The organism is Weeksella sp. HMSC059D05, from assembly GCF_001809725.1.
Classification (GTDB): domain Bacteria; phylum Bacteroidota; class Bacteroidia; order Flavobacteriales; family Weeksellaceae; genus Weeksella; species Weeksella virosa.
The window spans coordinates 90,372-115,836 of sequence record NZ_KV798546.1 but is presented as its reverse complement, the minus strand read 5'-3'; the positions used below and the strand labels follow the sequence as shown (position 1 = coordinate 115,836).

Here is a 25,465-nt window from a genome sequence, read left to right as displayed (position 1 = left end):
GATGTAATTTTTTGGATGTAAAATTAAAGTTTATTTTTTTTGTTTAAATTAAGATTGGATTAAGTTTTATCTCATACAACAGAATTAAATAGTCTATAAAGAAAAAAACCATCAACTTTTTTGATGGTTTTTATGTTTTCTAACTATTCTTGTACGAAATATTGATAAAAGTAAGGGATGGTTTCGATTCCTTTGTAGAAATTGAATAAACCATAGTGTTCATTTGGTGAGTGGATTACGTCAGAATCCAAGCCGAATCCCATCAATACAGATTTTGTACCTAATTCTTCTTCGAACAAGGCTACAATCGGTATAGAACCTCCACCACGTTCGGCAATGGCTTCTTTCTCGAACGTTTCACTCAAAGCTTTTTTTGCAGCTTTGAAGCCTTTGTGCGAGGTTGGTAATAGATAAGGTTTACCACCATGGTGTGGCATAACTTTTACTTCTACCGAGTTTGGTGCTAAGGTTGGGAAATAGTCGACAAATTTTTGGGTAATATCATCCGGATCCTGTCCTGGTACCAAGCGCATAGAAATTTTGGCATAGGCATGCGATGGAATAACTGTTTTGGCTCCCTTACCAATATAACCACCCCAAATACCGTTTACGTCTAACGTAGGTCGGGTAGATGCACGCTCTATTGTACTGAAACCTTCTTCACCTTGAATATCTTTTATTCCTATAGATTTTTTATAGTCTTCTACATCAAAAGGAATTTTGGCTAATTCTTCTCTTTCTTCTGCAGTAGGTTCGATAATATTATCATAAAACCCTGGAATTGTGATGTGTCCTTTATCGTCTATTAATTTGTCGATCATCGAACATAGAATGTTGATCGGATTGGGAACTGCTCCACCATACACCCCCGAATGCATATCTCGATCAGCACCTTTCACTTCGACTTCGATATACGATAAACCTCTTAAACCAACATTGATAGAAGGTTGATCGTTTGAAATGATAGAAGTGTCTGAAATTAGGATTACGTCATTCTTTAGTTTTTCTCGGTTATTTTTCACGTAATTCACCAAACTAGGCGAACCTACTTCTTCTTCGCCTTCGATCATGAATTTTATATTGCAAGGCAATTCATTTGCCGCTATCATGGCTTCGAATGCTTTTACATGCATAAAGAATTGTCCTTTATCATCAGCAGATCCGCGAGCAAAAATTGCACCTTCTGGGTGAATTGTTGTTTCTTTGATTACTGGCTCAAATGGTCCGGACTCCCATAACTCTATTGGGTCGGCAGGCTGTACATCATAATGCCCGTAGACCAAAACAGTTGGCAAAGCTGGATCGATAATTTTATCACCATACACTACAGGGAAACCTTCTGTTTCTTCGATACTAACATTATCTGCTCCTGCTTTGGTAAGAAAATCGGCAACTTTCTCTGCGGTATCGTATACGTCTTGTGTATATGCAGGATCTGCACTGATTGATGGGATTTTTAAAAGTTCAATTAATTCATCCAAAAAACGTTGTTTGTTTTCTTGTATAAATTGTTGTGTCTTGTCCATTTTTTATTTTTAATGAAATATTCGCCTAAAGTAATAATAAAACTTCGAAAAGTCTTCATTAATCCATTTTTTTTATCTTTGTGCAAATGATTTGAAACATGATTATATACAATACCACATTCTTTGTAGATGCTGCTGTAGAAGAAGAATGGCTAGAATGGTTTCAGAACGAACAGATTACAAATTACTTAGAAAAAAAACATTTTTCAGAAGGAAGGTTTGCCAAAGTTACCTCGCACGAACAAGATGGTACGGTCTCGTATGCTATGCAATTATTTTGTGAAAACCAAGAGAAATTAATGCAGTTTAGAAAAGATATATTGCCATATTTGCAAACAGAAAGTCTAAAGAAATTTGGTACGAAAGTACTTTCATTTGAAACTGAAATGTTGCACATAAAGGATTTCGGATCAAATTAATAACGTTGTAGCGATACCCTAAACAAGTTTAGGGTATTTTTTTTGGTTTACTTATTTTATATCCTACACTTTTTTCTAAACTTCTCTTAGAATCGCTTCTATTTCGTGGGCTTCTATCACATGAACTGCTGGCCATTTTTTTTGGGCTACAGTAAGCATTGCCTGTGCCAAACGATAGGTAGGAAGTGGTTTTTGTTTTTGCAGTAAACCGATGCGATTGATAAATTGCAGCACATAAACCGCTAAGTTTTCTCCTTTTCGATCAGAGTTGGGGCGAACCAAAAGTGGAGGACGAACTATAATACATTGCTCAAACTTCAATTGCTCTACAGCTTTTTCTAGTTTACCTTTCATTTTCGAGTAAAAGAAAATCGAGTTTTCGTTGGCTCTACTGGCCGACACCAATACATATTTCGGTACCTTGTTTTCTTTGGCAATCCGAGCAAAGGTATACTGATAGTCAAAATCGATCGTCCATTGATTTTTTTTACTACCTGCTTTTTTCAGCGTGGTGCCCAATGCAGAAAACAGAACATCTCCCAAAACCCATTGTTGCCATTTTTCGGGTTTCGAGAAGTCGATGCAATGAACGGTCAATTTAGGATGCACTTTAAACGTATTTTTTCGTACAAAAATAGTGATCGAAGAATACGCCGGATGTTCGAGAAGTTGTTGTACCAATTCTTTTCCTGTCGCGCCCGTAGCACCGATAATCAGAGCATTCATTGTTTTTTGTTTTATAAAATATAATCCTAAAGATACATCAATTTCTTTGATAATCGAACACTCAGGGGACATGGTTAATAAAGTATTCTTGGGATGTTGTTTAGAAGTATGTTCGACGAGCAGAATACCTTATGCATATTTGTGTATGAGCTAAAGTTGTTATTGTGTGCTATTTGTTTCAATGTGAGATTTGTGAATAGAATTGCAGCAAGTGCTTTCAGCATTCGCATTTTTACAACGTATTGGCTATAGGTACAATTGAAATAAAACTTAAAAGCATTCTGAACTTCGTAGATCGAGTATTATAATATAACCTATAACATATACGGTTTTGTTTGGATGAAATTCTGAAACAAATGAATGCTAAAAAAGATTACTTTTGCGTTGGTTTTTCTATCGACTTTTCGCCACTAAGAAAATCATATGATATAGAAAATTGATGTTCAGAAATTTATAAATAAACAGGATAGAAATTTATGTTCAGACACAGCGGTAAAAAAAGAACTTTCAGGCACAACATGCGTATTGCGTCTCTTTTATCTTTTGTAGCTGGAATTGTGAATGTTGCTGGTTTTTTATCGATACAACAGTTAACAACCAATGTAACGGGACATTTTGCGTTCTTTGTTGATGAGGTATTCCGTTGGAATTTTTGGGGAAGTTTAGTTTTCTTTCTTTATATTTTTTTCTTTTTGTTAGGCTCCTTCGTGTCGAATATGATTGTAGAAATTATATCTAAACTCAACGACAAGCCAAGTTATCGTACACCGATTATCATCGAAAGTATTATCTTGTTATTGGTGGCTACTTTCGGACAAAAATTAATTTACACTCATGCAGATTTCATCGCTTGTGTATTGCTTTTCACGATGGGTTTACAGAACTCATTGGTAACGAAAATCTCTAAAGCTACCGTTCGTACTACGCATCTTACCGGACTTTTTACCGATTTGGGCATCGAATTATCGCAGCTGTTTTTCTATAAATTACCCGAACAAAAAAAGAAGCTCTTGTCTTCTATCAAATTGCGTTTGACCATTATTAGCTTTTTCTTTTTAGGCGGATTTTTGGGTGGAATTTTGTATTCTTCGCTACAATTGAATATTTTGGCAATTGCCGCTGCTTTTTTACTATTCGGATTGATCTATGATGAGATTCGATTGAAAATTGCACGTTTCAATCATTAATGTTAATTGTTTTTGATCAACGAGTTTTTCTATATTTAAATTTTCAAACCATACTGTTTATTTTATGAAAATTGCTTATTCTAAAAAGAGACTTCTTATCAATGCATTTTTAGGCTTTTTTTGGGTGCCAATGGGAGCGATATATTTAATGACAAATGTTAATTTTTCTTGGTTGAGTTATTTAACGATCATTTTAGGATGTCTGTATATTTATTTGTTTGTACGAGATTATTACAAAAAATATATAGAAGTGAATGAGAATTCTTTGACAGTTAATACTTTCCCTGTTAAAACTATTCTTTTTAAGGATCTCATTAATGTATCATATTTTGCAGGTGAGTTTACATTCAAGACTGATAAAGCTACAATTCGAATTAATAAAAATTTATTACAAAAAAGTCAACAAGTTTTTTTCGAAGAGTTTTTTCAAAACTTAAAAAATAGAATAGACTAATATTGAACCAAAACTTATTATTGTATCTATTTTTACCGCTTATTTATAGAAGTAAAGGCAGAATATTCGGCAAATTCTACCGAAAAGATTAACTTTACGTAATTAGAAAATTATCGAACAAAATAGATTACCATGAGAAAAAGATTAATTACTTTGTCTATCATGGCTTTAGCAATAAATTATTCTTGCTCTAGCTCGAAAAGTACAGTTAGTTTACCCATGACACAAAGTGACGAAAAAATTGACGAAAAATACAAAGACAATCCGTTCTTTACCAAAAGCTCTTTACCGTATCAGGCACCGGATTTTGATAAAATAAAAGACGAACATTATCAACCTGCTTTCGATTTTGGATTGCAACAACAATTATCAGAAATTGAGTTAATTACGAAAAATGCAGAAGCTGCAACCTTCGAAAATACAGTTTTGGCTTTAGAGAACAGCGGAAAAGTATTGAAGCGCGCACAGATTATATTTTATAACATGACAAGCGCGAATACGAATGATGCTTTGCAAGCTTTGCAAGAAAAATATGCACCGATTTTTGCGGCTCATTATGATAAAATTTATTTGAATGAAGATTTGTACAAGCGGATAAAAAGTGTTGATACGAAGAATCTAAATTCAGAAAGTAAGCGTTTGGTTGAGTATTATTTACAAAACTTCGAAATTGCGGGCGCCAATCTTTCTGTAGAAAATAAGACCAAGTTGAAAGAAATCAATCAACAATTGGCAAGTTTATCGACCCAATTTGGGAGCAAATTATTAGAAGCCAGAAAGAACGGTGCTGTTTTGTTTGATGATGTAAAAGAACTCGACGGACTTTCTGCAGATGATATTGCTGCAGCTGCGAATGATGCTAAAAAAGCTGGCTTTGACGGGAAATATCTCTTAGCCTTGCAAAATACTACCCAACAACCTTTGCTGCAAAACATGAAAAATAGAGCTTCTCGCGAAAAACTTTTCAAAGCATCGTGGACGCGTGCAGAAAAGGGGGATGCCAATGATACCCGAGAAACCATCGAGCAATTGGCCAAATTGCGTTTAGAAAAAGCTCAGTTGTTTGGTAAGAAAAACTTTGCCGAATGGAAACTGCAAGACCAAATGGCCAAAACGCCCGAAGCGGCTTTTGGTTTGATGAAACAATTGGCCAAACCTGCAGTAGAAACAGCCAAGAAAGAAGCCGCAGAAATTCAATCGTTGATCGATCAACAAAAAGGGAACTTCAAACTCGAGCCTTGGGATTGGAATTTCTATGCAGAACAAGTACGAAAAGCTAAATATGATTTGGATGAAAACGAGATAAAGCCTTATTTCGAATTGAAAACGATTCTGGAAAAAGGAGTATTCTTTGCTGCTGAAAAATTCTACGGAATCACCTTCAAACAACGAACAGATTTGCCGGTTTATCATCCAGATGTTGTGGTTTACGAAGTGTTTGATCACGATGGAAAGTCGATGGCATTGTATTATCTAGACTTTTATACCCGTAACAATAAAAGTGGTGGTGCTTGGATGAATAATTTTGTGGAGCAGTCTCATTTATTAGGACAAAAACCAGTCATTACCAATGTATTCAATTATCAGAAACCGGCAGACGGAAAACCCTCGTTGATTTCTTTTGATGATGTAACCACGATGTTCCACGAATTCGGGCATACGTTGCATGGTTTATTTGCAAATCAGGATTACGTATCTCTTTCAGGAACCAATGTTCCGCGAGATTTTGTTGAGTTTCCTTCTCAAATCAACGAACATTTTGCGTTAGAAGCAGAAGTATTGAAAAATTATGCAGTTCATTACCAAACGAAAAAAGTAATGCCACAAGCATTGGTTGATAAAATAAAAAAAGCATCTAATTTCAATCAAGGCTATGCGACAACCGAATTGGTAGCTGCTGCTTTGTTAGATATGACGTATCATACCGTAAGCAAAACTCAAGATTTTGCACCTGTTTTGGAATTCGAAAAACAAGCTTTATTGTCAAATGGTGTTGCATTATCACAAGTTCCGCCGCGTTATCATTCACCATATTTTGCACATGTCTGGGGAGGAGGTTATTCGGCCGCGTATTATGCTTATATTTGGTCGGAAACCTTGGATTCAGATGCTTGGGAATGGATAAAAGCTAATGGTGGAATGACCCGAGAAAATGGAGATCGATTCAGAAAATACATTCTTTCGATAGGGAATACGAAAGATTTGAATCGAGCTTTTGAAGAATTTACTGGCCGAAAAGCAAGCATAGAGCCACTGCTAAGAACACGGGGATTCATCAAATAGAACAAAATAACCGATAAAAAAGCTATCATTTTTTGATGGCTTTTTTGTTTATACAACACAAAAAAACATGATTGGCTAGTTGTATATCCTAAATAGATGGTCTATTATCGCACAGAGTTTACAGAAATAGTAGTATCGAAATAATTGAGTAATTTTATATAAAAATATTAAACCATGTACACCATTTTACACAATTCACGTTGCGGAAAAAGCAGAGAAGCAATGAAGATATTGGAAGAATCGAACAAAGAATTTACGGTTAGAGAATACCTTAAAAACCCATTGAACAAGGAAGAAATTGTATCGATATTAGGAAAGTTGAACGTGAAGCCAATGGACATTATCAGAACCAATGAAGAGGAGTGGAAAACGAATTTCAGGGGAAAAGAGTTGAGTGATGAAGAGTTGATCGATGCGATGATTGCGTATCCTAAATTGATTCAACGGCCCATTGTTTTTGATGAAAAGAGTGGAGTAGTAGGAAGGCCAACAGAATTGGTAAAAGAATTTATCCAATAACCTATGGCTTGTAAAAATCCATCTAAAAATCGATAGGCTAAATTTATCATCATAATAATAAAATAATTATAAAAAAAACATTCTAAGGTAAATTGGTTTGATAATTGAAGGTTTGAATATAAAAACCTTTAAAAAAATGGAGAACAACAAAAAAATTAAACAACTTACCAAAAGTGTAATTGATAATCAGGACCAAGTTCTAACGACGAACGATGGTGTACCGATTTATGATAATAACAATACACTAAAAGCGGGTGATCGAGGACCTTCTTTACAACAGGATCATATTTTTTATGATAAATTAGGACATTTTGATCGAGAAAGAATCCCAGAAAGAGTCGTGCATGCAAGAGGAAGTGGTGCGCATGGTGTATTAGAAATTCATGAAGATATTTCAGAATTTACGTGTGCTAAGTTTTTACAGAAAGGAGTGAAAACACCATTATTTACTCGTTTTTCTACCGTAGCCGGTTTCAAAGGTTCTACCGATTTGGCTCGTGATGTTCGTGGTTTTTCTGTGAAATTCTATACCGAAGATGGCAATTTTGATTTGGTAGGAAATAATATTCCGGTATTTTTCATTCAAGATGCAATGAATTTTCCAGATCTTATACACGCTGTGAAACCAGAACCCGACAAAGAAATTCCACAAGCCGCTTCGGCGCACGATACTTTTTGGGATTTTGTATCGTTGATGCCAGAATCTGCTCATATGATTATGTGGGTGATGTCTGATCGAGCCATTCCTCGAAGCCTCAGAATGATGGAAGGTTTTGGGGTGCACACATTTAAGTTGGTGAACAAAGATGGGAAAGGAACTTTTGTGAAATTCCATTGGAAACCAAAATTGGGTGTACATTCTGTTGCTTGGAATGAAGCACAAAAAATATCTGGATACAATTCAGATTTTCATCGTCAAGATCTATGGGATGCAATCGAAAGTGGTAACTATCCGCAATGGGATTTGGGTGTACAATTGATTCCGGAAGAAGATGAATTCAACTACTCTTTTGATCTATTAGACGCAACCAAAATTGTTCCTGAAGAAGTAGTGCCGGTGAAAATTATTGGTACGATGACTCTAAATAAAAATCCGGATAATTTTTTTGCAGAAACAGAGCAGATTGCTTTTGATCCAGGTAGAATTGTTCCTGGCATCGATTTATCGGATGATCCTTTGTTACAAGGACGTGTTTTCTCGTATATGGATACACAAAATTATCGTCTTGGTGGGAATTTTCACGAAATTCCGATCAATAGATCTATCGTACAAAAGCATAACAATCAGAAGGATGGAAGTTCACGTATCGATATTCTGAAAGGTAATGTAAGTTATTTTCCGAATAGTAAAGCTTCAGGTTGTCCGTACCAAGCGATGTGGAAAGGTGAAGAAGGATTTGTTTCGCACAAACAAAAAGTAGATGGTGCGAAAGTTCGTGCAAGATCAGATTCTTTTGCTGATCATTTTTCACAAGCTACTTTATTTTATCGATCTCAGTCGGAAGAAGAGAAGCAACATATTATAAATGCTTTAAGTTTCGAGTTGAGTAAAGTAAATGATCCGAAAATTAGAGAACGTCAAGTTGCGATTTTATATCAAATTGATCCTACTTTAGCGCAAAAAGTTGGTGATAATTTACAAATAACTCCTCCGACCGAATTGGATGAGTTGACGTTGAAATTTGCTCGTCAGAACCATCCTAATTATCCTATCCAACCTAAAAAAGTTGAAGTAGAAAAATCGGCTGCACTTAGCATGAAAGTTGGCAAAGGAGAGGGAACGATTGCAACAAGAAAAGTAGCCTTTTTGGTTAGCGAAGGAGTTGAAAAACAAAGTATTGATGCGTTGAAAAATGCTTTAGAAAAACAAGGCGCAGAAGCGGTGCTGATCAGTACAAAAGTAGGTGATCTTACGTTGGATAATGGAGAAAAAGTAAATATAGAACATACGTATACAACGGACCCTTCGGTATGTTTTGATGCTGTTTATACTCCGGTAGGCGCTTCGGTTGACGTCTTAAAAGACAATGCAGATTATTATGAGTTTATCAATGATGCGTATAGACACTGTAAAGTTTTGGCTTTTGCGAAAGGCACTGAAAAGTTATTGGATAAATCTTTTGTAGAAAAAGATGCAGGTGTTTTCTTAGCCAATGAAAATGATCAGTGGGTCGATGGATTTATCGATATGTTGAAAAAACATAGAGTTTGGGAGCTAGAAGAAAGTAGAAAAGTTCCCTCATAAACTTGTACTACCGAATAATCGTCTAGATTGAAATGTAAAAAGGGAAAAGTTTTCAGGCTTATCCCTTTTTTGGTAATTGTTTCTCTGCAAATTGTTTAAGTTTTTGTAAACCTTTTCCTGTGCGATTATTTAATATGGCTATTCAGACAAAGCTTCATCAAATATATTATTAAGAATTAAAAATTAAGAACGAATAAAAAAAGCTCTGTAAAAATATACCTACAGAGCTTTTCATGATAAAAAAATTATGGTTTTGATGAAATTATTTTTTCATAAATTTTAATGTAATAAATTGGTTGTCTTTTGTTTGAAGTTTTAGGATATACACACCTTTTGTAAGGGTTTGCACATCTATTTGCTTACCGTTGTATTTTTGTTTTCGAATTGTTCGTCCGGCAACATCTTTGATTTCGTAAGCAATAAGGTTTTGACTGTTTTCTAAGTTTAGGAAATCATTCGTTGGGTTTGGATAAACTTTTACTGATGAAGCGTAAAACTCGTTAGTATTTAGATTAGTTGTTACTTCTAATTTAAATGTCCCTTCTGTAAAATCGATAATAGAAGAAGAGCCAATATTGATGTAGTATTTTCTACCTTCTGTAGTGTTAAGTAAAGTAACAGTTTCTGGTTTAGAAAAGCTTTGATCGTCTACATTTGCCAAACAAGAGGTTTCGTCACAGCTACCTTCTTTCACTACTATTTGCGGATTCCAGAAAGATGTTGGCGTTACGGTAATGGTAATATCACTGCCGTTACCTTCTACTACATACCAAAGTCCATCATTCGCTACTCCTTGACCGTTACAATTTACGGGACCTTCTGAGTTCGATGCAAAACTTCCGTCGATGTCTTTAGAGAAGGGTAGGGTAGTGATTGATTCTGCTGTAGAACAATTGTCATTGGCCACAGGTGTACCTGTTGTGAAAGTTGTAATTTGACAGTTTTCTGCTTCACCTTCTGCATTTACCGGTGTTATTTGCACATAGTGCTTGGTATTTGGCTTCAGTTCATAGGTGAAAAAATAGTCAAGATAAGAGCCATTATCATATTTGTTGGCGATATTCCAGTTGCCTTGTTCATCACCTACAGAAACCAAATATTTTTCTGCTCCTGCTGCTGCATCATAAGCAATTTTTGGCAAGAAAATCTGGTTTGTAGCACCGTCTACAGGGAGTATAGCTTTGGTACAGCTTGGTAGAGTAGATCCGCCTTCTAATCCATACAAAGTGATGTTTGGTAGAATGTCATATAATTTTCCTTCGCCCGGATTATTCGGATTAATTACGTTAGCATCTGATAATTCTCTACGGTATAATGATGAGTTATTAGCACTCAAAGTTCCTATAAATGCACTAGAAAAACTACCATATCCTTTCTTTTTTTCGTGAATAGTTACTACCAGATGGTCTATTCCGTTGTACGTAAACTCTTGATCGAAATTGATTTTTACCTTGTTATTTGCATCAATAACCAATGTACCCGAAAAAACTATCGTCGATTCTGAATTAGGAGACCAATCGGTTGTCGAACCAAAACCATCTTCTTTTTTGTGCGACAAATAAACATCTACTTCATCAGAATTATTCAAGTTGCTACCTGCTTTCATGGTGTATTCTATCGCATTTATTTTACCAGAAACGCCTATTGCGCTTGCTTTATAAATAGACTGCGAGTAAGTATAATTGTAAGGAATAGAAATTGGCAGGTTGGTAGAATAGGTGTCATTTCCGATGTGGATTTGTCCTATTGCGAAAGTACCTAATAATAAGGCTAGAGAGTAAAGATGTTTTTTCATTTTTTATTAAAGTTAATGGTTGCAAAAATAATATAATAATCAACGATAAGCCATTATATTCAGGAAAAATTTCAAGCATTTTGTCTTATGTTAGAATCGTATTCTACTAGATTGTTCTGAATGATTTATCTATTTCGGATATAAGAATACATCTTATCAAAAAAAATAAATGATTAAATAAAGGTTGTAATTTGCTATTTTGCAGTTCTGTAAAAGTAAAATTTATACCATGAAAAGCTTCCTTTATCTTGCCAGTGCAATTTTGTTCGAAACCTTTGCCACTTCTATATTGAAGAAAACCGAAAATTTTACCAAGCCATTTCCGTCGGTTCTATTTGTTGTTTTTATGGGTTTTTCTTTTTATATGCTTTCTTTGGCACTCAAAGGGATTCCGATAGGTATTGCGTATGCAATTTGGTCTGCCGTAGGAATTATTTTCATTTCTTTGATTGGCTTTTTTGTCTACAAAGAAAAACTAGATTTCCCGGCTGTTTTGGGTATACTCTTCATCATCGTTGGTGTAGTCATCATCAATGTTTTCTCTGAAACCAATACTCATACGTAAAACAATAATTTGATACAAAATAGAGATTATTATCCTGTAAATCGAGGAATGCAAAAGGGAAATTCGTCTTTAGTGAGTGATAAAAAAGCAAATAAATAGGGTCCGATTCAAAAAAAATAAAAAAAATTCCTAACGATTTAATTGCTAAATTAACCCAAAAATTTACGGTTAAAGATTGGATACAAATATATGGGCAAACACTGTAGAAAAAATAATGCCAATAAAAAACTTTAGACAATGAAAATTAAATTGTTGCGACTCAACGAGAAGAATAGATATTTACATATTTATAATCGTTTTTATTGCCAAAAAAATATTATTCCTATTGGCAGTGATTGTCATGCTGCGTATATTCTAAACGCTTTGAATTTAAGGAAACAATCGATTGTTTTTGATTGGCTTTTTTGCAATTCGAAAAAGGGAGTTGAATATGTCAATAAGATGATAGAAACAAATTTTTCTGATTTTTTATGCAATTTGACCAAGAACGAAAGACAACATATTATTTCTGAAAATTATCCTTATGTAGAGTTTTTTCATGAAAAGAATTTAATTGATTCCTCGACCGATCGTAATAAAATGAGCAAAAGAGGAAAAAGATTTCTAGAGGCAATTGAAAAAGAATCTTGTATTTTATTGTTTGTATGTTGCAAATTATGAGTTTTTTAAAAAAGAAAGCGATACCGATTATTTTATCGAAACTTTGCATCAATTGAACATATTAACTAAGAATGCACATTCCATAAAAATATTTATCAAATGCAATCAAAATGTAAATAATTTCGAGCAAATTAATTATTTTGTAAATTCTTGTAATGAACTAAAAAATGTTAAAGCTGTAAAATATTTTCTCGACACCCAAAAATATGGTGCTTGGGGGAATGCAAAAGATTATATACCTTTGTTAACAGCTTTAGAAATTCCGGTAAAAAAACACTTTCTACCAAAAGTTTTTATCAAATAAAATTATACAATATAAATCTCGAGAGAAAAAAATATATATTTACGAAAGCACCCATATTTTGGTGGGTACTTATGGATTCATTTAAAGAAAAACCATGAAGCAGTTAAAGAAAACATATTATGATTTTTTGATAGAAATTATAACGTATATTGTGATAATAGTATCGGTTGTTTTTTTATTTATTAATTATCAACAATTACCAACAACAATTCCGATTCATTTCAATGCGCGTGGTGAAGTTGATGGTGTTGGAGAAAAATACACGCTCTATATTTTGGTGTTGATACAAATTATTCTTTTTATTGGTCTCAATTTTCTGAGTAAAAAACCGCATCTCTATAATTATCCTGTACCCATTACCGACGATAATAAAGCACAACAATATCAATTGGCAAGTCGTTTTATTCGGGTGCTTAACCTGTTTATTAGTTTTATTTTTTTCTTGCTAATTTATGAGACTATTTCAGTTGCTTTAGAGAAATCGAACGGTTTGGGAGAGTGGTTTTTACCGCTATTTCTTGGCCTCACCTTCGTACCGACTTTGGTATATTTGGTGCGAGCCAGTAAAATTAAATAAACTTAATCCATAAAATACATTTGCACCTCAAGCGAAGGAAAAATATCTAAAAAGATAATATAAAATAAATATCAACTGCTAGAGTAATAAAATAACAGTGGTAGGACAATTGAACGCATATTTGTTTTATCAAGTAAATCTTTGTATCTTAGCAAAAGATGTATACTGCTACATGAAGATAGTTTTATCAATATCTCAATTTTTGTGTTGTGCAAAAAGTCTCGTTTCTTCTTTGGCTTATTTGCATGATGATTCTTATATACGAAACTCGAAAGAGTTTATCAACTAAGCCCTGCTAAGATCTAAAAAGCAGGGAAAAACAGCTTACGAAATTTAACGTTTAACTTATATCATCGTTCTTCTTTTTCGATTCTATAAAGCTAATTAATTTACTACATGCATTTATAGGAAAAAAAGAAGAACACTATTACAAAAAAAAATATTATGGAGTACAATGTAGTTTTTACGACGGGGATCAGTGATATGATCAGAGAGCACTTGAGGAGGAAACTAGTAAACCCACAAGTAGAGAATTTATTAACCGAAGAAATCAGAAACATGGAGTTGGTTTCTCGAAAAGAATTACCTGCAGATATAGTAAATATCAACCGAAAAGTACGCGTAAAAAATCACACAAAAGGGACTGAACAAGATTATATTTTCTTGTCGAGTAACTTCCGTGAAAAGCCAAAGAAAAATAAATATTCTATTCTTTCTTCAATGGCATTGGTTACACTTGGGCGCAAAACAGGAGATCGCTTTACTTGGCCGTTTGATGAAGGAGAAATGGATATAGAAATTCTAAGTGTAGAAGATTATTCAAACCCTAACTAATTTTTTAGCGTTTAAATAAATACATTAAGCGAAGAGCAATACAAAATTTTTTATCGAAAAACAGCAAGCTTTTTTTAATAAGCTCTGCTGTTTTTTTTGCACACAACTCAAAAATAATAATCACATAAGATAAGTATGCAGCCAATATTTTTTGTAGAAAAAATACGTATATTCAACAAATATTGAAAAATAAAAAAATATGAACTATTCTATTCTCGACTTGGCCTATGTAATGAAAGGAGATACGTTTACACAAACTTTCGAGAAATCAGCATTATCAATCCAACTTGCAGAAGATTTAGGATATACCAGATATTGGGTTTCGGAGCATCATAACATGGCAAACGTTATCAGTTCGGCAACAAGCATTTTGATTGGTTACTTGGCAAGTAAAACTAAAAAAATACGTGTTGGTTCGGGCGGAATAATGTTGCCCAACCATACCACCTTATCCGTTGCAGAACAGTTTGGTACCCTCGATGCAATGTATCCCAATAGAATAGATTTAGGTTTAGGGCGAGCTCCAGGAACAGATGCGCTAACAGCACAACGATTGAGAAGAGGCATTTTAGACTATAATTATCCTTTTGAACAGCATATAGAAGAACTAGAGCTTTATTTTTCTATAGAAAATGCTCAATCAAAAGTGAGAGCTTTACCAGGAGAAGGAGCAAATGTACCTTTGTATATGCTAGGTTCTAGTACCGATTCTGCCTATCTATCGGCAAAACTAGGTTTACCCTATGCATTTGCAGGTCATTTTGCGCCAGCTCAGTTCTTCGCAGCCCATAAAATTTATCATGAGAATTTTCAACCATCAGAACGACTAGCAAAACCATACATGCTTTTGTGCGCAAATTTTATTCTGGCCGATACAGTAGAAGAAGCACATTATTTGTCCAAAACCATGTATCAATCATTTGCAAATATTGTAACCGATCATCGTAAACCGATTGTTTCACCCGAGGAAACTTCATTAGAAAATCTAAGCAAAGAACAACTTGCAGTAGTACAAAACATGACAGCTTTCAGTTTTGTCGGAGATATAGGAACAGTGAAGTCTGATTTAGAGCAATTCCTTCGCCCAAATCCGGTCGATGAAATTATTGTATCAACCAATATTTATAACCTTCAGAAAAAATTACATTCTTATCAATTAGCCGCAGAAGTTTTTAATACAAAATAGGTTACTTACTTTGAATGATAAACTCTATATTTGTGAGAATTTATTAAAAAAGAACATGCACTCAATCGAAGAACTTCATCAAATAATCGATCAAGCTATCGAAAAAAATTTAGATATTAAATCGCCAAGGGAACTTTATGAGCCGATTGAATATATTTTAGGAATCGGAGGAAAAAGAATTCGTCCGTTGATTGTACTGATGGGCAATCAAATGTTCAACGGTCTAATAGAAGATGCCGTGAAACCTGCCATAGCGATGGAATATTTTCATAATTTTACCCTGATGCACGATGATATTATGGATTCTGCTCCGCTGCGTCGTGGGAAAGAAGCGGTGCATATTAAATACGGTATAAATTCAGCAATTTTATCAGGAGATACCATGCTGATTCGGGCATACGAGTTATTAGAAGACTTACCAAATGATGTGTTTAAGGAAGCCATCCGACTATTCAATAAAACTGCAATCGAATTATGCGAAGGACAACAGTACGATGTAAATTATGAAACCCAAAAAGAGATTTCTTTCGAAGATTATTATAAAATGATCAAAGGAAAAACAGCTGTTTTGGTGGGGGCTTGTCTCAAATTAGGAGCACTTATTGCTGGTGCCCCCAAAGAAGAAGCTGATCGGCTGTACGAAATAGGGCTTAATTTGGGTATTGCTTATCAACTAAAAGACGATTATCTTGATGTCTTTGGTACATCGGTGAAGATTGGTAAAAAACATGCCGGTGATATTTATGAAAATAAGAAAACTATACTTTTTGTGACTGCACTCCAAAATGCTGATGCAAAAGAGCGAGACGAGTTATTGTATTGGTACAACATAAAAGCAGAAAACATAGACAAAGTGTATGCGGTAGAAAAATTATATCGAAAACTAAAAGTTAATAAACAAATAGCACAACTGATAAAAGATTATACAAAAAAAGCGAAGCAATTAATAGACGAAGTAGCAGTCGCCGAAGAAAAAAAATATTATTTACGAGAGTTGAGTGAAATGTTAATCGATCGCCAAGAGTAAACTATGCAATTTCGGACAGAAATTACCCCCAAAAAACCACCTTTTTTTATCCATCATAAACATAAAATTGTATCGATAGGATCATGCTTTGCACAAGAAATAGGAGCTAGAATGTCGAATGCAAAATTCAATATTCAGACCAATCCTTTTGGGATTTTGTTTCATCCATTGGCTATAGAAAACGCATTGGGCAGAATCCATTCTCGTATACATTACATAACCAACGAAATATTCGAGTATAATAATTTATTTTTTTCATGGGATCATCATTCGAGTTTTAGTAACCCATCGAAAGTAGAATGCATCAATCAAATTAATCAATCTATAGAATTTTACAACGACTTCTGTAGAAACGCAGATTATTTTATTGTAACTCTTGGGACTGCATGGGTATATAAGATAAAAAGTATGGATTTGATAGTAGCAAACTGTCATAAATTACCCCAACGAGAATTCGAAAAAAAAATACTATCAACCCAAGAAATTTATCAATCATTGCAGACGATAATGCAATTGATCCTAGACATGGCACCGACTGCAAAAATTATTTTCACAGTAAGCCCAGTTCGTCATATCAAGGATGGATTGATGGAAAACCATGTTAGTAAAGGTCGATTGATTAACGCAGTTTACGAAATAGAAAAACAATACAATGAGTTGTTTTATTTTCCGGCATATGAACTAATGATGGACGATTTACGAGATTATCGATTTTATAAAAATGATTACCTTCATCCGAATGAATTAGCAATCGATTACATTTGGGATAAGTTTACACAAACTTGGATGCAGCCACACACACATGATCTACTAAACGATATAAAAAAAGTAAATCAAGCCTTAGGACATCGAGCTTTTAATGAACAATCCATACAACATCAATCTTTTTTATACAATACTATAAAAGAAATGAAAAGATTGAATGAAAAACTCACCGAAAACAACTATAAAAAAGAAATAGAATTACTAGAACAAAAACTTGGAAAATGCTAATCGATACCCATACGCATCTTTATTCTGAGCAATTTGATGAAGACCGAAACGAAATGATTCAGCGAGCCTTAGCGGTTGGTGTAGAGCAGTTTTATATGCCAGCAATAGATTCATCGTATACAGAAGCAATGCTTCAATTGGAAAGACAATATCCAGAAAACATACACGCTATGATAGGGTTGCACCCAACCTCTGTAAGTGCTGAAAATGTGGAAGAAGAGCTGACTCATGTAAAGCATTGGTTAACCAAAAGAACATTTAAAGCAGTTGGTGAAATTGGCATAGATTTGTATTGGGAAAAAGAAAATTTAGTAATACAGCAAAAAGCTTTTAAAGAACAAATTCAGTTAGCCAAACAATATCACTTACCGATTGTGATCCATTGTCGAGAAGCTTTCGAAGAAGTTTTTGATGTTTTGGAAGATGAAAAAGAGGATACACTTTTTGGAGTCTTTCATTGTTTTACTGGAACAATAGAAGATGCAAAACGCGCACTGGATTATAACATGCATTTGGGTATAGGAGGTGTGGTAACATTCAAGAATGGAAAAATTGATCAGTTTCTCCATGAAATTCCTCTAGAAAAAATAGTATTAGAAACAGATAGTCCATATTTAGCCCCGACACCCTATAGAGGCAAGCGAAATGAGAGTAGTTACCTCACTCGAGTGGTAGAAAAATTAGTTGATATTTATAGAAAAACTCCTGCCGAAATTGCCGAACAAACAACTGCGAACGCTCTATCAATTTTCGAACGAAGCTAAAATTCAGCATAGAATATTCATCAAATCCATTATATTTGCAAAGAAATCCTTTTAAAAATGAAATACAAAAGAATACTCCTCAAGTTAAGTGGAGAAGCCTTAATGGGTGATTTACAATATGGTATAGATCCTGCAATTTTACAACAATATGCAGAACAGATAAAAGAAGTCGTAGATTTAGGTTGTGAAGTTGCCATAGTCATCGGAGGAGGAAATATTTTTAGAGGAGTACAAGGTGTCGCCTCGGGGATGGATCGCGTGCAAGGTGATTATATGGGGATGCTTGCAACTGTAATCAACAGTATGGCTTTGCAGGGTGCTTTGGAAGATATCGACCTGAAAACACGTCTACAAACCGCAATTCGTATGGAGCAAATTGCAGAACCTTTTATCAAAAGAAGAGCAACAAGACATCTAGAAAAAGGACGTGTCGTTATTTTTGGTGCAGGAACCGGAAATCCATATTTTACTACCGATACAGCAGCAGTATTGCGCGCCATTGAAATTAACGCAGATGTAATTCTGAAGGGAACTCGGGTAGACGGCATCTATACTGCAGACCCTGAAAAGGATAAAAATGCAGAAAAATTCGATACGATTACGTATGAAGAAGTATACAATAAAGGTTTGAAAATCATGGATATGACAGCCTTTACTTTAAGTGATGAAAACAATTTACCGATTATCGTATTTGATATGAATACGAATGGTAATCTGAAGAATTTAGTTTTAGGAGAAAAAGTAGGAACATTGGTAACAAATAATTAAATCCCGAAATGGAAGAATTAGATTTAATCATTGCACAAGCAAAAGAACAAATGCAAAAAACCATGGAGCACTTGGATAATGCATTCGGAAAATTAAGAGCCGGTAAAGCATCACCAGCCATGTTGAGTACTGTAAAAATCGATTATTATGGTAGTGTTACACCATTAAGTCAGGTAGCGAATATCAATACACCCGATGCGATGACCATTAGCGTACAACCTTGGGAACGTAACTTAATAGGTGAAATAGAAAAAGCAATCATCAACTCTAACCTTGGATTTGCACCATCCAACAATGGAGATATGATTATTATTAACATTCCACCATTGACAGAAGAACGTCGTAAAGAATTATCTAAATTAGCTAAGGCAGAAGCTGAACATGCAAAAGTTAGCATTCGTAATGCACGAAAAGATGCCAACAACAATCTAAAAAATATAAAAGATATTTCTGAAGATGTTGTAAAAGGATATGAAAATGACATACAAGATTTAACAGATAACTACATCAAGAATATCGATGTAGCTTTTGCTAAAAAAGAGTCAGAAATCATGAAAGTATAATACAATCAAGCATTTATTATACACAAATTGATAAAAAATATCAATGAAAAGCAGCATAATGCTGCTTTTTTTATTTACTTTGCAAAAATTGCAAAAATGGGTAAATATATACTTTGTTTATCTTTCTTTCTCGCTTCCTTTGTACAAGCACAACAACTTATTCGCGTTTATGATGCAACGGATGAATTTCGTGTTTCTAAAGCAAAAATTCTAAACACCGATAATCAATTAATTGGACTGACCGATGAAAAAGGAGAACTATTACTTGCTAAATTCTATGCAAAAATTATAGTTTATCAAGATGGATACGATACACAACTTATACATCTTTCACCAACCCAAAACCCAATCGATGTTTACCTAGAACCTTCGTATATAGAGCTAGAGCAAGTGAGTGTTGGGCAAGAAAATCAGAATAAATTGGGCAAAAACTTTATGCAACAAGTTGTAAATCGGATCAAAGAAAATGATCTGAATACGGCAGATTCTTATTTTTTCAGGAGTTATACCAAATATTGGAGCTCTGTAAACAAAGATTCTATTCCATTTATCCTACAACCCAAAAGTGAACGAGATGTTATTAGCAATCATTGGCGAACTATTTTAGAAAAGAGTCATTTATTTCTAGGTGAACGAGCAATGGATCATAAATACGCCAAAAAATTTGGACGCAAGAACATTGTCCAATCTTCTAAAATTGCAGGAATCAATTCGCCAATTCATGAGTATTTAGCCATACAACCGGTTGCATTACAATTCAATAGGCCAACAATTAATTTCTTTTTTCGTGATATCATCAATCCAATTTCCACAGAAGGTTTAGCGTATTACCGCTTTATTATCAAAGAAAAAACCATCTACAATAACCGTCCAACTACTATAATATCTTTTACTCCGTCCAAGCGAACAAGCGAACAACAATTCAAGGGAATATTATATATCGACGACGAAACTCTGGGTTTAACAAAATTCAAAGCAGAGAACTTTTTTAGTGATGAAATTGCCGAAATTGATGCCGATTGGAAGCTCGTTAACGGATTGTGGTTTCCGTATAAACAAAAGTTTCTCTTAGATGCAGGGAATTTTGGATACAATGCAAATGCTAATAAAGAAAATGAAGAAGAAAAAGAACAAGCAGAAAAAATATGGATACATATAGAAATAGCCATATCCAACTTACAATCACCACATTCTTATAAAAGAAAAGAGTTTGCAGGCTACGAAAATGAAATTGCCTTTCAGAATATGAAACCAGGTAGATGGGAAGATGTGATGCAAAATTATCGAAACCAAAACCTTACGACAATCGAACAAAACACCTATCCAATTATCGATAGTCTAAGCGGTGATACATACGCTAAAAAACAAAAAATAATGCGTTTTCTAGCAACGGGCGGAAAAATAAGTTTTGGAAAAATCGATGCCGACGTCACGAAATTCTTGTCGTTCAACAATTACGAAGGAACTCGCTTGGGAGCAGCACTAAGCACGAACGAAAAAGCAAGTCAGAACTATTCCCTCAACGCATATGCCGCGTACGGCACGAAAGATAACGCCTGGAAATGGGGAAGTGGTCTGGATGTTTTTGTCAATAAGCCATATTCGGGTAGAATACAACTCAATTATGCACAAGACATAAGTCCGTCTGGCAAAACGAGTAACTTGCTACAAAACGGCTACAATCGTTTTATGAACCATACTTTGGGTAATTTATACAACGATCAGTTTTATCATTACCACCGTTATACGTTGGGGTATGAACAAGATATCTTCAATAATTTCACGTTCAATGCCTCTACAAGTTACGAAAAACAAAGTGCGAATTTTGATTATTTATACCAAAATATAAATAAATCCTACCATACTTTATACAGCAAATTGGCTTTGCGCTGGGCACCAAAAGACCAATATATCCGTACACCATACGGGAAAGTTACGGTAGAAAGAGGCCATACAATTTTCTATTTTACACTACAAAAATATTGGGATTTATTCGATGCTGATTTTTCTCCGGTACGAATGAATTTTTCGTATTATGATATTTTGGAGAATTATTTTGGTGAAACTCATCTCAATATCAATGCTGGAATGTTGATTGGCAATGCACCGATTATGAATCATTTCGAATCGTCTGGTAATGCAAAACTCGGAGGATTCCCTAAAAATTTTCAGCTTGCAGGATTGAATAACTTTGAAACGATCCGTGCCGGAGAGTTTTATTCTTCTCAATTCTTATCTTTTCAAGTGAAACATACATTTGGTGGTTTTGATTGGTTCGGTCGAGCTGTCTTTCCATTGTTTATATACCGCGGAGCATTGGGCGAAATGAAAAATGCAAACCTACACACTGTTTTTGAATATAAGCAATTAAACCATTATTACCAAGAAGCAGGTGTAGAGTTTAATCATTTAATTTTTAATACGTTCGGTCTTGGGACTTATTATCGATTTGGCGCATATCAATACCCGAAATTCAAAGATAATTTCTTCTTAAAGTTAACGTTTCGACTCAATTTATATTGATTTTTTAAGAATCGAAATCATAGAATTCAACCTATCGGATACTACCAGAAAACTTGTAGAAAATTTTAGAGCTTAGCAAAAATTATGCCTCCTATTTTCTAAAGGTAAATAAAAGTATTAATTTTGTGAAACTATAGAATTTTAGAAATGCAATCATACAGTATAAAAACCTTGTTGGAGAAAGGCAAAGAAGTAGCCTTGCAAGAAGTAAGTATTCATGGATGGGTGAGATCTTTTCGTAGTAATCGATTTATCGCACTCAATGATGGATCTTGTTTAAAAACAATTCAAGTCGTTGTAGATTTTGATAAGTTTGATGAAGAACTTATTCAACAAATTACTACAGCAGCATCCTTACAAGTTGTAGGAGAAGTAGTAGAAAGCCAGGGTAAAGGGCAAGAAATAGAGATCGTAGCCAAAGATATCAAAGTGCTAGGCGTTGCAGCTTCTGAAGAGGTTCAGGGGACAATTCTACAGCCCAAAGCACACTCATTAGAAAAGTTGCGCGAACAAGCACATCTGCGTTTTCGTACCAATCTGTTTGGTGCTGTAATGCGAGTGAGAAATGCGTTGATGTTTGCAATTCATCAATACTTCAATGAGCTCGATTTTGTCTATATTAACACACCTATAATCACAGGCTCTGATGCAGAAGGAGCAGGAGAGATGTTTCATGTGACAAATTTCGATTTAGATAATTTACCACGTACCGAAGACGGCAAAGTAGACTATAGCCAAGATTTCTTTGGGAAAGCGACAAACCTTACAGTTTCTGGACAATTAGAAGGGGAAGCTGCCGCTATGGGGTTGGGTAAAATCTATACATTCGGACCGACTTTCCGTGCAGAAAATTCGAATACTTCACGTCATTTAGCTGAGTTTTGGATGATCGAACCCGAGATGGCTTTTTATAATTTGGATCAAAATATGGATTTGGCCGAGGATTTCCTGAAATATGTTATCCAATATGCCAAAGATAAATGTCCAGAAGATTTGGCATTTTTAGCCGAACGTTATGCCAAAGAACAAAGTCAGAAACCAGCCGATGAGCGATCAGAGTTAGGTTTGATGGATCGTTTAGATTATGTTTTGAATAATCGTTTTATTCGCTTATCTTACACCGAAGCTATTGATATTCTGAAAAATTCTAAGCCAAACAAAAAAGGAAAATTCAAATATCCGGTAGATGGTTGGGGTGTGGATTTACAATCTGAACACGAACGTTATTTGGTAGAAAAACATTTCAAAACACCAGTAATTTTGTTCGATTACCCACAAGAAATTAAAGCCTTCTATATGCGCCTAAACGAAGACGGAAAAACAGTTCGTGCAATGGATGTTCTCTTCCCTGGAATTGGTGAAATTATAGGCGGATCACAAAGAGAAGAACGTTTAGATGTGTTGGACGAAAGAATAAAACAGTTTGGTATCGATCAAGAAGAAATATGGTGGTATAGAGACACACGCCGCTTTGGTACCGTACCACATTCGGGTTTTGGATTAGGACTAGAACGCTTGGTTCTTTTTGTGACCGGAATGGGAAATATACGCGATGTTATTCCGTTCCCTAGAACCCCGAACAATGCAGAATTTTAGTATAAGAAGTTAATCGAGTAGAAGAAAAATCATATGTTAAAGCAGGAATTAAATCTAAAATTACAACAAAAGTTATCACCACAACAAATTCAATTAATGAAGTTGGTGCAATTACCTACTGTTGCCTTTGAACAAAGAGTGAAAGAGGAGTTAGAAGAGAATCCTGCTTTGGACGAAGATTCACCTAATTACGAAGATGAATTCGAGATGTCGAATGATAACGACTGGGATTCGCAAGATGAATACCAAGAAGAAAATGTTATCGATACAAGCGACATCAATATCGATGAGTATTTGAGTGATGATGATATCCCGAATTATAAAACCTATACCAATAATTATAGCGATGACGATGACGAAAAATCTGTTCCTTATGCACAAGGAGTTTCGTTTATCGAGTATCTAGAAAAACAATTGTATACTAATCGTTTGACAGAAGAAGAATATGAAATCGCAGAATTTATTATCGGAAATATTGATGAAGATGGCTACATCCGCCGCGATCTAAAAGCTCTGGTCGATGATTTAGCATTTTCGCAGAATATCTATACCGAATTAGAAGTAGTAGAAAATTTACTTGTAAAATATATTCAACGAATGGATCCTGTTGGTGTAGGAGCAAGAGATTTGCAAGAATGCTTGTTGATACAACTCGAGAATAAAACCCAAAACGAGTCTATCGAATTGGCCGAAAAATTAATTACTGAATCGTTTGATGCATTTACGAAAAAACATTATACAAAATTAATGACCAAGTATGGTGTGAACGAAGATGAATTGAGAGACGCAATTAGCGAAATCGAACGATTGAATCCAAAGCCAGGAAAATCATTCTCGAGTAGTAGTAAAATTATCGAACAAATTACACCCGATTTTACGATTACAATAGAGAATAGTGAGCTAAATCTTTCTCTTAACGGTAGGAATGTACCAGAATTGCGTATCTCCTCTGCTTATGCAGAAATGCTCGAAACTTATAAAAAAACAGAGAATAAATCCAATGAGCAAAAAGAGGCAGTATTGTTTGTTAAACAAAAATTAGACTCGGCCAAATGGTTTATTGATGCAGTACAGCAAAGACGAAACACGCTCATGATTACCATGCAGGCAATCATGAAGTTTCAGAAAGAATATTTTCTTACAGGAGACGAAACCAAAATCAAACCAATGATTCTGAAAGATATATCTGATCTTATCGGTATGGATATCTCAACAGTTTCTCGAGTAGCTAACAGTAAATATGTACAAACACCCTACGGCACTTTTTTAATCAAAGATTTATTCTCAGAGAGTTTAACAAATGACGAAGGTGAAGAAGTCTCGACCAGAGAAATCAAACGCATATTACAAGATGTCATTAACGAAGAAAATAAACGTACACCGTTGACAGATGAAAAACTAACGGAAATACTAAAAGAAAAAGGCTACCCAATTGCGCGCAGAACTATTGCAAAATACCGTGAACAATTGAGTATTCCGGTAGCGAGATTACGTAAAGAAATCTAAAATATTTTGCCATAAAAAAACCAGCTAACGCTGGTTTTTTTATTCAATCTGGATAGGTGTTGTTCGAATTCTATTTCAAAATCTAGGTTGCTTTTTTCTGTAGTATCTTGTAAGCTTGCCGAGTAGGTAGATGATTTTTTATCGACGGAGATTGTTGTAACTTCCAAATTAAAAGAGCGAATTTCACCATTTATAGCATCAAATCATCCAAACAGATATTTTGAATGATTAGTGATAAATTCTGAAATTTGTTTTAGCCTATCATTTTTTCTGCAAGAATTATTTCTAAGAATTGATAAAGTCAAAATACATTCGATAATCGTTTCGTCGGAATTTTTCATAAAAATCTCTTTATTGATTGAACAAGTAAACAAACTAAATAGGAAGACAAATAAACCAAGAATAGAGTTTTTTCTCTATAAGGAAATTGGATTTTAGTAAAAGT

24 protein-coding genes are annotated in these 25,465 nt (G+C 34.5%); 20 read left to right on the top strand and 4 right to left on the bottom strand.

Annotated elements, in window-relative coordinates:
* Positions 1–143: 143 nt before the first annotated feature.
* Positions 144–1,526 (bottom strand): dipeptidase, encoded by a 1,383-nt coding sequence (locus HMPREF2660_RS07330; RefSeq protein WP_013599122.1) that lies wholly within the window; start codon positions 1,524–1,526, stop codon positions 144–146.
* A gap of 98 nt (positions 1,527–1,624) precedes the next feature.
* On the opposite strand from HMPREF2660_RS07330, the gene HMPREF2660_RS07325 reads away from it, so the two are divergent.
* Positions 1,625–1,945: a DUF4286 family protein gene (locus HMPREF2660_RS07325; RefSeq protein ID WP_013599121.1), complete on the top strand. Its 321-nt coding sequence runs from the start codon at positions 1,625–1,627 to the stop codon at positions 1,943–1,945.
* Between the two features lie 75 nt (positions 1,946–2,020).
* Here HMPREF2660_RS07325 and HMPREF2660_RS07320 read toward each other — a convergent pair whose 3' ends face one another.
* Together HMPREF2660_RS07320 and HMPREF2660_RS11245 are read right to left on the bottom strand one after the other, a co-directional pair.
* Entirely contained in the window at positions 2,021–2,743 is a 723-nt protein-coding gene (locus tag HMPREF2660_RS07320) for an NAD(P)H-binding protein (RefSeq protein ID WP_255356434.1), read from the bottom strand.
* A gap of 2 nt (positions 2,744–2,745) precedes the next feature.
* On the bottom strand, positions 2,746–2,967 hold the full coding sequence (locus HMPREF2660_RS11245) for a helix-turn-helix domain-containing protein (protein ID WP_369021506.1): 222 nt from the start codon (positions 2,965–2,967) through the stop codon (positions 2,746–2,748).
* A gap of 180 nt (positions 2,968–3,147) precedes the next feature.
* Here HMPREF2660_RS11245 and HMPREF2660_RS07315 point away from each other — a divergent pair, with 180 nt between their 5' ends.
* From HMPREF2660_RS07315 to HMPREF2660_RS07295, 5 genes are all read left to right on the top strand, one after another.
* Positions 3,148–3,858, top strand: coding sequence for a YoaK family protein (locus HMPREF2660_RS07315; protein ID WP_070486401.1), 711 nt, complete (start codon positions 3,148–3,150; stop codon positions 3,856–3,858).
* A gap of 64 nt (positions 3,859–3,922) precedes the next feature.
* Positions 3,923–4,312: a hypothetical protein gene (locus HMPREF2660_RS07310; protein WP_070486399.1), complete on the top strand. Its 390-nt coding sequence runs from the start codon at positions 3,923–3,925 to the stop codon at positions 4,310–4,312.
* A gap of 219 nt (positions 4,313–4,531) precedes the next feature.
* Positions 4,532–6,595, top strand: coding sequence for a M3 family metallopeptidase (locus HMPREF2660_RS07305; protein WP_255356441.1), 2,064 nt, complete (start codon positions 4,532–4,534; stop codon positions 6,593–6,595).
* Positions 6,596–6,769: 174 nt separating this feature from the next.
* Positions 6,770–7,114, top strand: coding sequence for an arsenate reductase family protein (locus HMPREF2660_RS07300; protein WP_013599116.1), 345 nt, complete (start codon positions 6,770–6,772; stop codon positions 7,112–7,114).
* A gap of 136 nt (positions 7,115–7,250) precedes the next feature.
* Positions 7,251–9,359, top strand: a complete 2,109-nt coding sequence (locus tag HMPREF2660_RS07295; RefSeq protein ID WP_070486594.1) for a catalase — start codon at positions 7,251–7,253, stop codon at positions 9,357–9,359.
* Between the two features lie 262 nt (positions 9,360–9,621).
* Here HMPREF2660_RS07295 and HMPREF2660_RS07290 read toward each other — a convergent pair whose 3' ends face one another.
* A complete protein-coding gene (locus tag HMPREF2660_RS07290) occupies positions 9,622–11,154 on the bottom strand; it encodes a T9SS type A sorting domain-containing protein (protein WP_070486395.1) in 1,533 nt (510 codons plus the stop codon).
* Between the two features lie 229 nt (positions 11,155–11,383).
* Here HMPREF2660_RS07290 and HMPREF2660_RS07285 point away from each other — a divergent pair, with 229 nt between their 5' ends.
* From HMPREF2660_RS07285 to rpoN, 14 genes are all read left to right on the top strand, one after another.
* Positions 11,384–11,719, top strand: coding sequence for a DMT family transporter (locus tag HMPREF2660_RS07285; protein ID WP_070486393.1), 336 nt, complete (start codon positions 11,384–11,386; stop codon positions 11,717–11,719).
* Between the two features lie 237 nt (positions 11,720–11,956).
* Positions 11,957–12,379, top strand: a complete 423-nt coding sequence (locus HMPREF2660_RS11140) for a DUF1796 family putative cysteine peptidase (RefSeq protein WP_255356433.1) — start codon at positions 11,957–11,959, stop codon at positions 12,377–12,379.
* The gene (locus HMPREF2660_RS11135) at positions 12,333–12,683 is read left to right on the top strand and encodes a hypothetical protein (protein ID WP_255356432.1); all 351 of its coding nucleotides are present in this window, start codon (positions 12,333–12,335) and stop codon (positions 12,681–12,683) included. The genes HMPREF2660_RS11140 and HMPREF2660_RS11135 overlap by 47 nt, the downstream gene beginning before the upstream one ends.
* Positions 12,684–12,777: 94 nt before the next feature.
* Complete coding sequence (locus tag HMPREF2660_RS07275; protein ID WP_070486391.1) at positions 12,778–13,260, top strand: SdpI family protein; 483 nt, start codon at positions 12,778–12,780, stop codon at positions 13,258–13,260.
* 444 nt (positions 13,261–13,704) lie between these two features.
* Entirely contained in the window at positions 13,705–14,094 is a 390-nt protein-coding gene (locus tag HMPREF2660_RS07270; RefSeq protein ID WP_070486389.1) for a GreA/GreB family elongation factor, read from the top strand.
* 199 nt (positions 14,095–14,293) lie between these two features.
* Complete coding sequence (locus HMPREF2660_RS07265) at positions 14,294–15,280, top strand: LLM class flavin-dependent oxidoreductase (protein ID WP_070486388.1); 987 nt, start codon at positions 14,294–14,296, stop codon at positions 15,278–15,280.
* 55 nt (positions 15,281–15,335) lie between these two features.
* Positions 15,336–16,307, top strand: coding sequence for a polyprenyl synthetase family protein (locus HMPREF2660_RS07260; RefSeq protein ID WP_013599108.1), 972 nt, complete (start codon positions 15,336–15,338; stop codon positions 16,305–16,307).
* Between the two features lie 3 nt (positions 16,308–16,310).
* On the top strand, positions 16,311–17,300 hold the full coding sequence (locus tag HMPREF2660_RS07255) for a GSCFA domain-containing protein (RefSeq protein WP_070486386.1): 990 nt from the start codon (positions 16,311–16,313) through the stop codon (positions 17,298–17,300).
* A complete protein-coding gene (locus HMPREF2660_RS07250) occupies positions 17,294–18,064 on the top strand; it encodes a TatD family hydrolase (protein WP_070486384.1) in 771 nt (256 codons plus the stop codon). Before HMPREF2660_RS07255 ends, HMPREF2660_RS07250 begins: the two co-directional genes overlap by 7 nt.
* Positions 18,065–18,121: 57 nt before the next feature.
* Positions 18,122–18,832, top strand: a complete 711-nt coding sequence (pyrH, locus tag HMPREF2660_RS07245) for a UMP kinase (RefSeq protein ID WP_013599105.1) — start codon at positions 18,122–18,124, stop codon at positions 18,830–18,832.
* 8 nt (positions 18,833–18,840) lie between these two features.
* Positions 18,841–19,395 carry a ribosome recycling factor gene (gene frr / locus HMPREF2660_RS07240; RefSeq protein WP_013599104.1) on the top strand — a complete coding sequence of 185 codons (555 nt, stop codon included), beginning with the start codon at positions 18,841–18,843 and terminating at the stop codon, positions 19,393–19,395.
* Between the two features lie 96 nt (positions 19,396–19,491).
* Positions 19,492–21,918 (top strand): DUF5686 family protein, encoded by a 2,427-nt coding sequence (locus tag HMPREF2660_RS07235; protein ID WP_070486593.1) that lies wholly within the window; start codon positions 19,492–19,494, stop codon positions 21,916–21,918.
* A 147-nt stretch (positions 21,919–22,065) separates the two neighbouring features.
* Complete coding sequence (gene asnS / locus HMPREF2660_RS07230) at positions 22,066–23,514, top strand: asparagine--tRNA ligase (RefSeq protein WP_070486382.1); 1,449 nt, start codon at positions 22,066–22,068, stop codon at positions 23,512–23,514.
* Positions 23,515–23,547: 33 nt separating this feature from the next.
* The gene (rpoN, locus tag HMPREF2660_RS07225) at positions 23,548–25,020 is read left to right on the top strand and encodes an RNA polymerase factor sigma-54 (protein WP_070486381.1); all 1,473 of its coding nucleotides are present in this window, start codon (positions 23,548–23,550) and stop codon (positions 25,018–25,020) included.
* Positions 25,021–25,465 lie beyond the last annotated feature (445 nt).

Excerpts from the sequence above, each read along its gene's own strand:
- HMPREF2660_RS11140 (WP_255356433.1), top strand. The coding sequence starts at position 11,957 with ATGAAAATTAAATTGTTGCGACTCAACGAGAAGAATAGATATTTACAT.
- HMPREF2660_RS07255 (WP_070486386.1), top strand. The coding sequence starts at position 16,311 with ATGCAATTTCGGACAGAAATTACCCCCAAAAAACCACCTTTTTTTATC.
- HMPREF2660_RS07290 (WP_070486395.1), bottom strand. The coding sequence starts at position 11,154 with ATGAAAAAACATCTTTACTCTCTAGCCTTATTATTAGGTACTTTCGCA.
- HMPREF2660_RS07330 (WP_013599122.1), bottom strand. The coding sequence starts at position 1,526 with ATGGACAAGACACAACAATTTATACAAGAAAACAAACAACGTTTTTTG.
- HMPREF2660_RS07325 (WP_013599121.1), top strand. The coding sequence starts at position 1,625 with ATGATTATATACAATACCACATTCTTTGTAGATGCTGCTGTAGAAGAA.
- HMPREF2660_RS07285 (WP_070486393.1), top strand. The coding sequence starts at position 11,384 with ATGAAAAGCTTCCTTTATCTTGCCAGTGCAATTTTGTTCGAAACCTTT.
- frr (WP_013599104.1), top strand. The coding sequence starts at position 18,841 with ATGGAAGAATTAGATTTAATCATTGCACAAGCAAAAGAACAAATGCAA.
- HMPREF2660_RS07295 (WP_070486594.1), top strand. The coding sequence starts at position 7,251 with ATGGAGAACAACAAAAAAATTAAACAACTTACCAAAAGTGTAATTGAT.
- HMPREF2660_RS07300 (WP_013599116.1), top strand. The coding sequence starts at position 6,770 with ATGTACACCATTTTACACAATTCACGTTGCGGAAAAAGCAGAGAAGCA.
- HMPREF2660_RS07315 (WP_070486401.1), top strand. The coding sequence starts at position 3,148 with ATGTTCAGACACAGCGGTAAAAAAAGAACTTTCAGGCACAACATGCGT.
- rpoN (WP_070486381.1), top strand. The coding sequence starts at position 23,548 with ATGTTAAAGCAGGAATTAAATCTAAAATTACAACAAAAGTTATCACCA.
- asnS (WP_070486382.1), top strand. The coding sequence starts at position 22,066 with ATGCAATCATACAGTATAAAAACCTTGTTGGAGAAAGGCAAAGAAGTA.
- HMPREF2660_RS07235 (WP_070486593.1), top strand. The coding sequence starts at position 19,492 with ATGGGTAAATATATACTTTGTTTATCTTTCTTTCTCGCTTCCTTTGTA.
- pyrH (WP_013599105.1), top strand. The coding sequence starts at position 18,122 with ATGAAATACAAAAGAATACTCCTCAAGTTAAGTGGAGAAGCCTTAATG.
- HMPREF2660_RS07250 (WP_070486384.1), top strand. The coding sequence starts at position 17,294 with ATGCTAATCGATACCCATACGCATCTTTATTCTGAGCAATTTGATGAA.
- HMPREF2660_RS07305 (WP_255356441.1), top strand. The coding sequence starts at position 4,532 with ATGACACAAAGTGACGAAAAAATTGACGAAAAATACAAAGACAATCCG.
- HMPREF2660_RS07320 (WP_255356434.1), bottom strand. The coding sequence starts at position 2,743 with ATGTCCCCTGAGTGTTCGATTATCAAAGAAATTGATGTATCTTTAGGA.
- HMPREF2660_RS07260 (WP_013599108.1), top strand. The coding sequence starts at position 15,336 with ATGCACTCAATCGAAGAACTTCATCAAATAATCGATCAAGCTATCGAA.
- HMPREF2660_RS07265 (WP_070486388.1), top strand. The coding sequence starts at position 14,294 with ATGAACTATTCTATTCTCGACTTGGCCTATGTAATGAAAGGAGATACG.
- HMPREF2660_RS07310 (WP_070486399.1), top strand. The coding sequence starts at position 3,923 with ATGAAAATTGCTTATTCTAAAAAGAGACTTCTTATCAATGCATTTTTA.
- HMPREF2660_RS07275 (WP_070486391.1), top strand. The coding sequence starts at position 12,778 with ATGAAGCAGTTAAAGAAAACATATTATGATTTTTTGATAGAAATTATA.
- HMPREF2660_RS07270 (WP_070486389.1), top strand. The coding sequence starts at position 13,705 with ATGGAGTACAATGTAGTTTTTACGACGGGGATCAGTGATATGATCAGA.